Annotated in this window: 9 protein-coding genes; 4 read left to right on the forward strand and 5 right to left on the reverse strand. The window is 49.4% G+C overall.

The features are described 5' to 3' along the window. Window positions 1–308: 308 nt before the first annotated feature. Window positions 309–1,334, forward strand: a complete 1,026-nt coding sequence (locus tag RIF25_RS11850) for an ABC transporter permease (RefSeq protein ID WP_322878750.1) — start codon at window positions 309–311, stop codon at window positions 1,332–1,334. Between the two features lie 3 nt (window positions 1,335–1,337). Here RIF25_RS11850 and RIF25_RS11855 read toward each other — a convergent pair whose 3' ends face one another. From RIF25_RS11855 to RIF25_RS11870, 4 genes are all read right to left on the reverse strand, one after another. Further along, entirely contained in the window at window positions 1,338–1,595 is a 258-nt protein-coding gene (locus RIF25_RS11855) for a TM2 domain-containing protein (protein ID WP_322878751.1), read from the reverse strand. Between the two features lie 381 nt (window positions 1,596–1,976). Next, complete coding sequence (locus tag RIF25_RS11860) at window positions 1,977–6,233, reverse strand: PAS domain S-box protein (RefSeq protein WP_322878752.1); 4,257 nt, start codon at window positions 6,231–6,233, stop codon at window positions 1,977–1,979. A 150-nt stretch (window positions 6,234–6,383) separates the two neighbouring features. Beyond that, window positions 6,384–6,578, reverse strand: a complete 195-nt coding sequence (locus RIF25_RS11865) for a DUF454 family protein (protein ID WP_322878753.1) — start codon at window positions 6,576–6,578, stop codon at window positions 6,384–6,386. Window positions 6,579–7,045: 467 nt separating this feature from the next. Further along, a complete protein-coding gene (locus RIF25_RS11870; RefSeq protein WP_322878754.1) occupies window positions 7,046–7,972 on the reverse strand; it encodes a branched-chain amino acid transaminase in 927 nt (308 codons plus the stop codon). Between the two features lie 190 nt (window positions 7,973–8,162). Between RIF25_RS11870 and RIF25_RS11875 the strand changes: the two genes are divergently transcribed. Continuing rightward, complete coding sequence (locus tag RIF25_RS11875; protein ID WP_322878755.1) at window positions 8,163–9,317, forward strand: AZOBR_p60025 family cell surface glycopolymer formation protein; 1,155 nt, start codon at window positions 8,163–8,165, stop codon at window positions 9,315–9,317. Between the two features lie 23 nt (window positions 9,318–9,340). Next, on the forward strand, window positions 9,341–10,030 hold the full coding sequence (locus RIF25_RS11880) for a glycosyltransferase family 2 protein (RefSeq protein ID WP_407682404.1): 690 nt from the start codon (window positions 9,341–9,343) through the stop codon (window positions 10,028–10,030). A 163-nt stretch (window positions 10,031–10,193) separates the two neighbouring features. Here RIF25_RS11880 and mrdA read toward each other — a convergent pair whose 3' ends face one another. Further along, window positions 10,194–12,011, reverse strand: a complete 1,818-nt coding sequence (mrdA, locus tag RIF25_RS11885; protein WP_322878757.1) for a penicillin-binding protein 2 — start codon at window positions 12,009–12,011, stop codon at window positions 10,194–10,196. A gap of 209 nt (window positions 12,012–12,220) precedes the next feature. On the opposite strand from mrdA, the gene glmM reads away from it, so the two are divergent. After that, window positions 12,221–13,594, forward strand: coding sequence for a phosphoglucosamine mutase (glmM, locus tag RIF25_RS11890; protein ID WP_322878758.1), 1,374 nt, complete (start codon window positions 12,221–12,223; stop codon window positions 13,592–13,594). The last annotated feature ends 69 nt before the right edge of the window (window positions 13,595–13,663 follow it).

The following is a 13,663-nucleotide window of genomic DNA, read 5'->3' on the forward strand; positions in this document are numbered from 1 at the left end:
AACTTAAGGACTTACCTCAATTTAATTTAACTTTTAACAGATGGTCATCCCTGAAGTCGGCATTGGCGGCTACATTTTGGGGTGGGAAAAGGCCCCGGCCGGGGATGAGGGCGATGATTAACCATTTCGAGAGGATCGGTTTGGACTTAACGTATTCCCTCCGCAGGGGCCAGCGCAGAACTAGAAGATTTCCGATTAAAGATGCCCCATTAGGCTTGACAAAATGAATCAAAAATCTAGGTCATCCCCTCTCTAAAGGCACTCCACGACCTCGTTATACTGATTGAGAACCGTCTGTCTAATCCTGTATGTCGCGATTGCGGGCTTTGCAAGCTTATATTTTGGTGCGATTGTTATTGGCTCCACTGATGCTGTTAACCATTGTCACCATTGTGTTTTTGCTCTTGCGGGCTACCCCTGGAGATCCGGTTGATGCCATTTTGGGGCCACGCGCGCCTGTAGCTGTCAAAGAAGCACTGCGGGAACAACTTGGCCTGGCGGCTCCCCTCTGGGAACAATATTTTAAGTATTTGGGGCAGTTACTCCATCTCAATTTAGGTACATCTCTAACTAGCCAAGGGGAACCTGTAGTCAGCATTATCCAGGCCCATTTTCCAGCTACAGCCGAACTAGCCCTTTACAGTTTGGGGTTAGCATTTTTGCTTGGGATTGGGGTTGGAACTGTGGCAGCGGTGAACCGGAACAGTATTTGGGATGTGGGGGGGCGGTTGTTTGGGATTGTCACCTATGCCTTGCCCTTATTTTGGCTGGGGATGCTTTTACAATTAGTCTTTGCCGTAGAACTGCGCTGGCTCCCCTTGGGAACTCGATATCCGGTCACATTACCACCACCTCAGGGTTGGACAGGACTTTATACGATTGATAGTTTACTCAGTGGGCAGTGGCAGGAGCTAGGAATTTCCATCTATTATCTGATTCTGCCGGCCTTGAGTTTAGGGATTGTTCTGAGTGGGATTTTTGAGCGGATTGTCCGAGTTAACTTGCAGCAAACTCTCCAGGCCGATTATGTCGAAGCGGCCAGAGCCAGGGGCATCCCAGAAATCAAGATTTTATTCAACCACGCGCTGAAAAATGCCTTCATTCCCGTGATTACGGTCTTGGGGTTAACCTTTGCCAGCTTGTTGGGTGGGGCAGTGTTAACAGAGGTAACATTCTCATGGCCAGGCCTGGGCAACCGTCTTTATGAGGCAATCTCCCTGCGCGACTATGCCACAGTCCAAGGCATCATGGTCTTTTTTGCGGTAATTGTGGTCGTAGTTAGCCTGATGATTGATATTTGCAACGCCTGGATTGATCCACGTATCCGCTATTAGCCCTTAGAACCAGCCTTTTTTGGAGAGAACATAGGTGTTATAAAACTCCTGATCTGGCTTGGCTAGATATATGATTCCTTCAATTAGGCCAATAATGCCCATGACAACCCCACCAAATCCGCAAGTTAACACAGTTACCAATAACATCACCAACCCTTCAGTGGTATAGCCGAGAATAAATTTATGGATCCCCAACGCACCTAAGAGGATGCCACAAATTCCCGCCGCAATTTTTTTCCCAGAGACATCAGTGCTATTCATCAGGCCACTCCCAACCAACAAAATTTAAGGCAAAGAAGACACCTATAAAACTAAGAGTAAATGGGGTGGGTTTCAAGAATTATTTGAGTTTCTTAAGATTCCAGGCTGATGCACTCTAACTGGCAATAACGGATAAGTTTTCTCCTAGACCATTTTGGGCAGATGATCGGCGGAACCCCCTGTCTAGGTTGAATCGGGCTAAAGTTAAGCTACGTTCTCCAAATACGGCCTCAACTCGACACCAGCCAACAAACCCAAGCAGCCCTGAGAGATTTTCTAACTTTTTTAGCAGAGTACCAGGATGCGGCCCGAGCCAACCTAGCTCTGATTTCCCAGGCCCTAACCCTTGACCTGGCTTTCAGGATCCATCACAAAGATTGGCTAGAGATCCCCATTCCAACTCCTAGGTAATGTTCTATCCCAATAGCAGTAACGATTTCTACCGGTTTGTTTGGCGGCATAAAGGGCATGATCAGCTTGGGCAACGAGGGCCTGGAGAGAGGAGTCAGGATCGGGGATATGTGCGGTAATACCAAGGCTAAGGGTCACGGTCTGAGCAATGGCTGAATGGTGATGGGGCAGGTTCAACTGACGAATGCCTAATTGGATTCTATCTGCGACTGCTAAGGCCCCGGCCAGGTTGGTATTGGGTAAAATCAAGGCAAATTCTTCTCCGCCGTAGCGAGCTACTAAATCTCCAGCCCGATTGACGGTTTTCTGTAAGGCTAGGGCAACCTTTTGCAAGCAACTATCCCCAGCAATATGGCCATAGTGGTCGTTATAGGCTTTGAAGAAATCAATATCACAGATGATCACGGCGAGGGGCTGTTGTTCCCGGTTCATCCGTCCCCATTCTTGGTTGAGATATTCGTCAAAGTGACGGCGATTGGCCACCTGAGTTAACCCATCGTAGCGAGCCAGATATTCAAGTTCCTGATTAGCAGCTTGCAACTCGCTGTTGGCGGCCTGGAGAGATTCATAGAGTTCGGCCTGTTGAATGGCAATTGCTAGTTGTTGGCAAATTCTAGCGATAAGGCGGCCATCATCATCAGTCCAACTGGAAATAGGGGCTTGGCTTTGAACAATCAAAAGTCCCCAAAGATAAGAATTTCCCCCCCTAGCTTGATTGATCGGCGCAATAATTTTGGCCTGAATATCATCATCTGTGAGGTTGGGAATCCAACAGGTATCGCAACGGGATTGATGCCCGCGATCAACAAGGCGATAGTCTCCCATCAAATAATCTGACCAGCACATACCGGGCAGTTCAAAGTTGAGCCAGCAGCGATTGTGGAGAGATGTTAATCCTGCCTCTAGGGATTCGGCCAGGGTTTCAGCATGGTAGTTTGGGAGAATTCTTAGCACCAGAACCCGATCTGCGCGGAGAAGATCGCGGATGTTTTCTACAGCTGAGTCAAGAATTAGATGCAGATCAAGAGAGCGGCGAATGTCATTGGTAATTTCGACAAAAACGCGTTCTTGTGCGGCTTGTTTGGCTAAGGCAAGTTCGGCATCTTTACGTTGATCAATGTCAATATGGGTTCCCAGCATCCGAGTGGGCTGTCCTTCAGCATCCCAGGCCACGATTTTGCCTGTCGATAAGACCCATTTCCAATCCCCAGCCTTAGTTTGAATTCGGAACTCCACACGATAGTGATCCAATTGCCCGCTGAGATAATCTTGCAGGGTTTTTAGGGTTGGGTCTCGATCCTCCGGGTGAAGACTGGCTTGCCAAGAGTCAAGGCTATGAACTAATTCACCGGGGGCATAGCCGAGCATTTCATCATAGCCAAAGTCGGTTTGGGCCTCGCCAGTCACAATATCGAGATCATAAAACCCTTGATTAGACGCTTCTAGGGCCAGGCGTAAACTGGTTTCTTTATCTCGAAGAGCTTGGCTGGTGCGTTTGCGCTCAGTTACGTCCATATAGGTTAAAACTACGCCCAGGCCTGGGATTGGAATTGGCGCGGCGGTGACATCTAACCAAATCAATTCGCCATCGGGACGTTGATACCCCATTTCAAAACCTTGAATTACCCGATTTTCGCGTAACGCAATCACGGCTGGAGAGTCCTGGCTGGGTATCAAGCTGCCATCACTGCGATAACAGAGCCATTGGTTATCCTCCAAAACCCACCGCTGTTGTTCCTCAAGATCTAGGTCAAGAATGTGTTTTGAAGCAGGGTTGGCTTCGATGATGTGGCCTTGCTCATCGGTAATCATGATTCCCACGGGCATGACTGCAAACAGAGTTTGGTATTTGAGACGGGCCGCTTCCAGTTCTAGTTCTAAGACTTTGCTTTGGGAAATATCTTGGATGATTCCCATCCCCCCGATCACCTGACCGGCATCATCAAAAATTTTGTTAATGGTTACCGAAACCCAAACTAAGGAACCATCTTTGCGGATATAGCGTTTTTCGAGTGTATAGGAATGGATTTCGCCAGCCATCAGGGCTTGAACTAGCGGTTGTTCGCGTTCTAAATCGGGAGGGTAAGTAATGGTACGAAAGCTGTGGTTTTGCAATTCAACTTGGGTGTAGCCTGTAATTGCCGTAAAGGCTTGATTTACCGATACAAACTCACCGGAAAGTTCACCATAGACAATCCCAAAGACAGCCTGCTCAAACAAAGCTCGGAAGCGTCCTTCACTGGCCTGGAGTGCAAGTTCTGCCTGTTTGCGGTTGCTAATGTCCTTAAAAAAAACAAAAGCGAATTGAATCTGCCCAGTGGCATCCCGGACAGCCGTGTGATAAACACTAACCCAGCGAATTTCTCCCGTTTTAGTGAGACACCGCTTTTCGAGTTGGTAATGATCACGGGTTCCAGCCAAACACTCATTAATAAAGGGTTGCTCCAGGCCAAGGTCATCGGGATGGGTAATGTGTGCAAACCCCAAGCATTTAAGTTTTTCTGCTGTGTAACCCAGGAGATTTTGTAAACAAGGATTACTCTGATCAATCCGAAAGTCTGGAGCACTACAGATGGCAATGCCCAACTCGGCCTGGTCAAAAATGGCCCGAAACCGCAGTTCACTTAACTCCGAGGCGAGGGTGACTTGTTTCCACGGTGAAATATCGCTAACGCGGACAAAGCTGTGGGGGTGGCCAGCAATGGTGACAGGTTTAGCAGCAATATTTCCCCAGAACCGATTGCCTTTTAGGGTTTGATATTCGATTTCCATTGTCCAAAACCCCTGGCTATGCATTTGGGTAACGTTGGCCTCGACTTCTGCTGCAGTGAAGGGGCGGACATGGAGGGTATGGCCGGCTAAACCAATCAGATTTGATTTTTTATCAGCTTCAAATAATTCAACAGCACGGGGATTACAATCGACAATTTGGACAGTGTTCGGATCCACCAAAAACATCGCATCTGTAGATTCGTTAAACAACAGTTCCCGTAAATCCCGTTGATATTGCAATTCCTGTTCTCGGAGTTTTTGCGCTGTAATATCCATGTCCACACCCGTAAAGCGCACTGGATGGCCGTGATCATCGTAAATCGCTGTCCCACGGGCCAAAAACCAGCGAATTTCCCCACTGGGTCTGATAATCCGAAATTCAACGGTTCGCTGTTGGTGAGATTGGATAATGTCGTCAATGACGGTTTGAACTCGGGCCCGATCTTCAGGGTGTACCAGGCCCATAAAGGTTTCAATCCGCTGGTCAAAGGTTCCCGGAGCTAGGCCCATGAGTTGTTCATAACCGTCTGACCAAACGAGGCGATTGCTGCGTAAGTCCCAGTCACAGTAACCTATTTCGGCAATTTCCAAGGCCAGTTGTAGGCGATCTTTGGCCGCTTTCAGGGTGCGAGTGAAGTTATAGTCAGCCGTGATGTCGCGCCCTGTAGCCTGGAACTCGATAAGGGTATCGTTACTATCAAAAAGGGCGATATTTGTCCATTCATGCCAGATCTGACTGCCATCGTGACCAATGCTGGGGTTAATCACAACTCGAAAGGGATGCTTGGGGGTGAGGGTGTTCATGGCCCAGAGTTCTTCTCGCATCATGGCCTGGGCATCGGGGGGAATAACTTCGAGAAAATGCCGCCCCAAGAGTTCTGCCGCTGGTTTGCCAATCATTTGACAATAGGCCGGATTGACATAGGTAAAGGTGCTGTCGGGTAAAAACCGGACAACCATTTCCGTTTGGGTTTCCAGAATGGCCTGGTAGGAAGCTGGGGTTAATTTGTCGGGAGAATCAGACTCCCCGGTTGCTTCTTGCCATTGAATCAGTTGGGATGGGGGTAGAATCCATAGAAAACCATTGGCCTGGGCAGTAACACCATAGGTCAGATCAGCGGTTTGGCCATTGGTACGGGTCAGCGTAGTTGTGCCACGAAAATAGGCAGGGCTGTTACCCTCTACAACAGAGGGGTCATGACTTTGTTGCCACGTATGCCAGGCCGGGTCTTGGGTTACGCCTAAAAACTGATGGAGATTATAGGATTGTGGAGGAGCTGCGGAGTCCAGGCCCAGCATGATGCCAGCACTATTGTTAATGTGGTGACAAATCCCCAGCCGATCGGTGAAAATCAGGCCCTCCCAAGACAGGGCAAATAACCCTTGCAACGAGGGCGCTAAGGAAACACCCGTCTCAAAGACTGAGTTTTGATTATCCAGGTTGGGGGGATACATTGACCTTTAGAAACCGCGCCTCACAAAACAGATCGGCATTGCATCGGTTAATTTAACTATAAATTTGTTTATCGGGGTGTCAGCCTTTGTGTCTTAGCCCGTAATAAGTCTTTGAAATGGGTAACGCAACCAGTGGAGCCGGGGATGTCCCTAATCTACTACGGTTTGATGTTCCGTTTTGTGGACAGGATCGGCGGTTGTCTCTTCCTCCAGGCCACTGAGGCAGGCCGCAGCCAAGAGGAGAAAAGGAGTCCCAGGGATCAGGGGTAGAATAATGCCAATAATCCCAATTAGACCAAACAGGATCCCTAAAACCATCCGAGCCGAATTTTGAACGTGTTTCATAGGTCAGGCAAAGTGAATCGCTCCAGTAACTACTTCTTATATTGTCCAATGCCTGTCAAGTCGGCTGAGCAAAAACCGCACAGAATAGACCACCGGAAAGAAACTAGATCCTTGGCTCACTGGGACGATTTAACCGGGCCTGGCTGAATCTAACTGAGTAGAGTAGAAGGATAATACACCCTAGCATTATGCAGACTGTTCCGAAAGATTAGAAATCTTAAGAAGACTACCTATAAAGTATTTTCTGACTTGTCCCAATCAGAGCCCTAAATGAGTCACGCGATCATCCCTTGGATCAAAAATCCTCACGCCTTATGAACGGCATCAAGATTCGGAGACATTTCTGCCAAATCCGGGTCTAACCGCACCATTGAGCTCGCAAAACTTGTTTGTCCCTGGCCTATCGTCCAAACTCATAAACTCTTTAAGTCATGCTCCTGCCACATCATCCAGGCCTGAATTATTTTTTAGTTAATGGAAATCGCATCCACCCATTGTCGATAGTTTGGTTCTTGCCCCAAGGTAATGGACTTCAGCAAGGCCTGGAGTTGTTGGGTTATGGGGCGTTCGGTCGGGAGGGTATAACTTTCAATTTTGGAAACAGGGACAACTCGCGCCGCAGTGCCGGTCAAAAAGACTTCATCGGCAATTAACACCTCTGTTCGATCCACCCCCCGCTCAATCACGCTAATGCCCAAATCTCGGGCCAACTGGATCACCGTATTACGGGTAATGCCTTCGAGAATGTCTTGATCAACACTAGGGGTAATCAGCGCCCCATTGCGGACAATAAACAAATTCATCCCCGATGCTTCACAGATTTTGCCTTGATCATTCAATAAAATCGCTTCGTCAAACCCCGATTCCACCGCTTCCGTTTTCGCCAAGGCCGAGACAATATAGGAGGCAGTTAACTTACCCCGTAATGGAAAACTCCGATCACTCTGCCGCTCCCAGGAACTAATCCGACAACTTACCCCATCCGGCGACAAGTAATCCCCCAATTCCAGGCCATAGATGAGAAAATCTTTTTCAACTTGATGTAAGCGGGGGGCAATCCCTAACCCAGAGGTATACACCAATGGGCGAATATAAAACGGGGCCTGGGGTTTGTTTTGCTGAACCCATTCAATCAAGAGATGTTTAATCTGACTCGCCGGTAAATCATAGGCCAGATAACGGGCAGAATTGCTGAGGCGGCGGGCATGATCCTCTAAGCGAAACAAAAATACTTCCTGGGAGTTATTTGGATTGGGGATACCCCGTAAACCACCGAGAGCGGCTGTTCCGTAATGGAGGGCATGGGTGGCCACAGAAAGTTTGGCATCCGTAAAAGGAATAAATTCACCCTGGAGGTAAGCAATGGGAAGAAAGGGGGTGTCGCTACTGGCCATAGGAAGACGCTTCGGAAAGGTGCAGATGATGGGGGTATTTTTTCCACTTTAGACGGTTTCGGTGATTTGGTCAGAGTCCCAGGCCTGGGTCTAGTCCAAAACGGTCAGAGTCGGGGTATGTTGGGCCACGACAGACAAAATTAGGGCAGTTCCCCAGTTATTTTGGAGCGTTGTAGAGACTTAGAAGCTAATGATCAACAATCTTTCTGGCCCCATTGGCCGTCACGTTCTCTATCCCTTGCTGGCCAGTGGCTTGGGTTTGGTGATTGCCCTGATCTTAGGGTTGGGGAAGTTTGACGGCAATGTGACTGGTTTTTTTCGGATTGGGGATGTGATACCGGTTTCCCCCTATTTATCGGCGCAATCAGTCTTTATTCACCAAGGCAAAACAGGCCATGACGGTCAACAGTTCCTTACCATTGCCTTAGACCCAGGCCTGGGGAATCCCCAAACCCTGAAGTCCTTGGATGTACCGGCCTATCGCTATCGGCGGATTTTTTATCCATTTTTAGGCTGGCTTTTGGGCCTGGGGCAATCGGGCTGGATTCCCTATACCTTAGTGCTGGTGAACATCCTTTGCTTTGGGGTCAGCGTTTGGGGCCTGGGGAAATTATTACCGCAGCAACCCTCCTCCTTACCACTGCTGTTTTTAACCATTCCTGGCCTGTGGATTAGCTTTAGTATTGCCACTGCTGACTTATTGAGTACAACCTTGGTGATTCTGACCCTGGGTAGTTACCAACAAAAACGGCCATGGCAGACCTGGTGCTGGCAAGCTTTAGCCCTGTTAACTCGAGAAACAACCCTGTTAGTCTGGTTCGCTTTGGTGATGACCAGTGGGCTAAAACGCCGCAAACTGGACTTGGTTTTTGCACCTCTAGCATTAGTGCCATGGGGATTATGGAATTTTTATCTGCGTTGGCGGTTAGGCCCGGCCTGGGATAGTCAGAGCTTGGGAACACATTTTAGCTGGCCCTTGACTGGAATTATCGCCAAAGTTCAACAGCTAATCACAACCCCCATGAGTTTGACCCAAGGGTTGGATCTAATTGTCTTCTTGGTGCAAATTGCAGTTGTGATTGGGATTGGTTTAGCAGTCAGGCAGGCCTGGGGTAAGCAACCAGAAATTGTTTTGGCAGGTGGGCTGTATAGCTTGATGTTTATCTTGGCCAAGTTGCAAATTCTGAATTTATTTACAGATTATAGTCGGGTCTTTTTGGATTTATACTTGTTTTTACTTCTTTTGTGGCCTTACCATCCAGTCCGCTATCGAATTGTTATTTTTAGCCTTCTGGGCCTGGTTAGTGTTGCTTATTTGCTTGGGTTTGCCACAGAACCAGTTTAGTGAACAATGCCGGAGTGAGTAATTTGAAATTATCCGTGATCGTCCCCTGTTATAACGAAGCTGCCACCATTCGCCAAGTCATTGATGCTATTCATAATTCCCCCATTGTTGATCAAGAAATTATTGTCGTTGATGACTGCTCTAGTGATGGGACACAAGAGATTCTCAGACAGGATATTGAACCCTTAGTCTCACAAGTAATTTATCACCCCCGGAATTTGGGTAAAGGAGCCGCTCTCAGAACTGGCCTGGGGCAGATGACCGGGGATATTGCCATTATTCAAGATGCGGATTTGGAATATTCTCCCCAGGACTATCCGCTGATGCTGGAACCCATTTTACAAGGACGGGCCGATGTAGTGTATGGTTCACGATTTCAAGGGGCTGCACCGCATCGGGTGGTTTATTATTGGCATCGTGTTGGGAATGGGTTTTTAACCACACTTTCCAATATGTTTACTAACATTAACTTAACGGATATGGAAACCTGCTATAAGGCCTTTCGGAAAGAGATCATTCAGCAAATTCGGATTGAAGAAAATCGGTTTGGCTTTGAGCCAGAAATTACAGCAAAAGTCGCCAAACTCAATTGTCGTATTTATGAAGTGGGGATTTCCTATTACGGCAGGAGCTATAAAGAAGGTAAAAAAATTAATTGGCAAGATGGTGTCTGGGCAATTATCTGCATTCTCAAGTACAACCTGTTTCGTTAAAAAGCGATTGCGTCTCACCTTTGCTCCCTCGGCTGTTAATTTCTCCTCCCATTCAGCCGCACCTTTATCAACAACTCAGCCGGAACCTGGAATATTGGCATTAGATGATGATCCCTATGCCCACCCAACCCGGCCATAGCCGACGATCAAAATGACTATCCTGTTAACGCGGGGTATTTTTGGGAGGCGGGTTTGCTTTGAAGTAGGCTTGCATTGTTTGTAACATCAAGGGCCCAGCCGTTGAGCCACCGCCACCGCCAGAGTTTTCTAAAAAGACAACCACAACAATTTCTGGCTTGTCTGCCGGGGCATAGGCCCCAAACCAAGTGTGCAGCGGGCGCGGCGGATCCTCTCCTGTACCGCTTTTACCAGCCAAGGGGGGGATGCTCGGATTATTTAACCCTGACCCTGTGCCATTGGTGATCACTTGCCGCAATCCCTGGTGCAAAACTTGAATGGTGCTGGGCTTGAGATTAAGAGACTCTCGCCAGGCCTGGGGGCTTTTATTGGGCAGTTGGACAAAATGGGGCCGTACCTTAAACCCACCATTGGCCGGAACCGCAAACATCACTGCCACCTGCAAAGGACTCGTTTGGAGCGCACCTTGACCAATGGAAAAAATTAAGGTATCCCCGTCATACCAATCATCGCCAAAGGTTTTCCGTTTCCAGGCCAGATCTGGGACTAACCCCGCCGCTTCCCCTGGTAAATCCAGACCCGTTTTTTGTCCAAACCCATAGCGATGGGCCCAATCAATTAAGGTTTTTTCCCCCACACGCCGCCCCACTTGCCCGAAAAAGGTATTACTGCTCCAGGCCATGGCTCCGGCAAAGGTCAAGGGGCCAAACCCAGCCCGATTCCAATCATGAAAGGCAAAACTCCCACTATTCAAGGCGGCGTAGGTCATCAAAACCGTATCTGGGCTAAATTTACCCGACTCTAACCCTGCGGTGGTGGTGACAATTTTGAAGGTACTGGCGGGTGGAAAGCCTTGGATGGCCCGGTTCACAAAGGGATTTTGCCGCTGCTGTAGCTCTTGCCATTGGCGTTCTGTCATCCGATTCGCAAACCAGTTGGGGTCAAAGGCCGGCCGACTGGCCATGGCTAAGACACTGCCATCCCGCGGATCCAGGGCCACAATCGCTCCTCGCCGATTCCCCAGGGCTGCTTCTGCGGCTTTTTGAACATCTAAATCGAGGGTCAGGGTTAAGTCATTTCCCGGCCTGGCTCTCTTTTGGCCTAAAATCCGCAAGACCTTACCGGCTCCATCCACTTCCACCTGTTGGCCGCCCCAAGTACCCCGTAGTTGGGATTCATAGCTGGCCTCAATCCCCATCTTGCCAATGACATCCCCGAGACGATAACCCCGTTCTTTATTTTGAGCCAACTCTTCTTCGTCTAATTCACCGATATAGCCCAAGACATGGGAGGCTACTTCCCCAAGGGGATAAAACCGCTGGGCCTCCCGATCTACCTCCACCCCTGCCAGTTGGGATTTATGCTCCTCTAAGGCGACAATCTGGGCCTGGGTAATCCCCTTGGCAACCCGTAACAGGGATGGGGAGTTATAGCCTGCTTTTTCAATGGTTTTTTCAATCTCTGCCGCTGGGACATTGAGGATTTCGGAGAGCAATTCGAGGGTTTGGGGCCATTCCGCCCGTTTCTTGGCAATGGGCCAGACGAACACCGAATAGGAAAATTGATTCCCCGCCAAAATGCGCCCCTTTCGATCAAGGATTTTGCCCCGCTCTGGAGGTTTAGGAATCAGACGAATCCGGTTTTCATCGGCTAATTTGCGGTTATGTTGCCCTTCCACAATTTGCAAATAGGCTAGGCGCGTCCCAATCCCCCCAAACAAGAGCAGGGAGACAAAAATCATCAAGGCCAAGCCCCGCCCATTTTGGCCAAAGGTGCGCTGATAGGGCTGGTAATTAAAGGAGTAGATTCCCTTAGGAGGTAATTTGGACTGTGCCAGGGGCATAAGCAGAAATACTCAAAAAATAGCGGAGAAGTATAAAGAAAATGCTATATTCGGTCGTGGGTGAACTTATGTTAAGTTTACGGGCCAACTCATGATTGCATGATGGCGCAAGTTTAGCAGAAGAGTAAGTATTTCTTTTGTGGCCCCTCATCTTAACGATACCCTGTCTGCCCGCCATCATCTTGACTGACCTGAGGAGTGACTAAATCATGTCTGCGGTTAAATCTACCCTGGTTCGCTTTGGTACCGATGGTATTCGGGGGCGGGCGGGTGAATTATTAACTCCTAACTTGGCGATGGAGTTGGGCTACTGGGCCGGGCGGGAATTAGCCCCATCTCAATCCCCTGGGCAGCCATTCATCTTAGGCCAGGACTCCCGCGCCTCTGGCGATATGTTGGCCATGGGCTTGGCGGCGGGCTTAACAGCAGCGGGCCTAGAGGTTTGGCAAGTCGGCCTATGTCCAACCCCCTGTGTCGCTTATTTGGTGCATCATTCTGAGGCGGTGGGGGGGGCAATGATTTCTGCGAGTCACAATCCCCCAGAAGATAATGGAATTAAGATTTTTGATGCCCAGGGCAATAAGCTGTCCCAAGAATTGCAAAGGGCGATTGAAACCCATTTGAATCAGGGCGGGGCCTGGGAAACCAGTCACCATTGGGGCCATAACCTGAATCGGCCAGAGTTACTCCACACCTATGGCCAGGCCTTGAGAAGCTCCTTGGGGACAGATCAACCTTTGGCAGGGATGAAGGTGGTGTTGGATTTGGCCTATGGGGCGGCGGTTTCCTTAGCACCACAAATTTTTCAGCAACTGGGGGCCACAGTCATTTGCCTCCATAACCAGGCCAATGGGGAAAAAATTAACGTCAACTGTGGCTCGACCCATTTAGACCCCCTCCGCCAGGCCGTACAGGAATTTGAAGCCGATTTGGGCTTTGCCTTTGATGGGGATGCGGATCGGGTTTTGGCGGTGGATGGCCTGGGACGGACGATTGATGGAGATCATATTCTCTATTTCTGGGGCCAAACGTTACAGCAGGCCCAGCAACTCCCCGGCGATTTAATTGTCGCGACGGTGATGTCCAATTTAGGCTTTGAGCGGGCCTGGGAGCAACGGGGTGGGACCTTGGTGCGGGCAGCGGTGGGAGATCAATATGTCCATGCGGAAATGCTGCGTTACGGGGCCATGTTGGGGGGTGAGCAGTCGGGCCATATCCTCTGTCGCCATTACGGGATTGGTGGGGATGGGCTGTTAACCGCAATTCACTTGGCGGCCTTGGTCAAACGGGCGGGCTGTTCCTTGCGGCACTTGAAAGATGTCAGCTTTGAGTCCTATCCCCAAATTCTCCGGAATGTCAAGGTTATGGATCGGGAACGCCGCCTGGCCTGGCAAGACTGTCAACCGCTCCAAACCCTGATTGCGCAAGCCACCGCTGACATGGGCGATCAAGGGCGGATTCTCGTGCGGGCTTCGGGAACAGAACCAGTAATTCGGGTCATGGTGGAGGCGGTTTCGGCTACCTTGGCTGAGCATTGGACAAGCAAGTTAGTGACCTCCGTGGAAACCTACTTGGCCGCCTAAGCCCTTTTTATAGAACCCATTGGGTATCTCTAGCGGCCTTTGACTCAACGAGGGTTTACCCATCAGGGC

The organism is Pseudocalidococcus azoricus BACA0444, from assembly GCF_031729055.1.
Classification (GTDB): domain Bacteria; phylum Cyanobacteriota; class Cyanobacteriia; order Thermosynechococcales; family Thermosynechococcaceae; genus Pseudocalidococcus; species Pseudocalidococcus azoricus.

Bases quoted from the DNA above. Each gene is read 5' to 3' on its own strand.
- RIF25_RS11865 (WP_322878753.1), bottom strand. From the start codon at position 6,578: ATGAAACACGTTCAAAATTCGGCTCGGATGGTTTTAGGGATCCTGTTT.
- RIF25_RS11870 (WP_322878754.1), bottom strand. From the start codon at position 7,972: ATGGCCAGTAGCGACACCCCCTTTCTTCCCATTGCTTACCTCCAGGGT.
- RIF25_RS11855 (WP_322878751.1), bottom strand. From the start codon at position 1,595: ATGAATAGCACTGATGTCTCTGGGAAAAAAATTGCGGCGGGAATTTGT.
- RIF25_RS11875 (WP_322878755.1), top strand. From the start codon at position 8,163: ATGATCAACAATCTTTCTGGCCCCATTGGCCGTCACGTTCTCTATCCC.
- glmM (WP_322878758.1), top strand. From the start codon at position 12,221: ATGTCTGCGGTTAAATCTACCCTGGTTCGCTTTGGTACCGATGGTATT.
- mrdA (WP_322878757.1), bottom strand. From the start codon at position 12,011: ATGCCCCTGGCACAGTCCAAATTACCTCCTAAGGGAATCTACTCCTTT.
- RIF25_RS11860 (WP_322878752.1), bottom strand. From the start codon at position 6,233: ATGTATCCCCCCAACCTGGATAATCAAAACTCAGTCTTTGAGACGGGT.
- RIF25_RS11850 (WP_322878750.1), top strand. From the start codon at position 309: ATGTCGCGATTGCGGGCTTTGCAAGCTTATATTTTGGTGCGATTGTTA.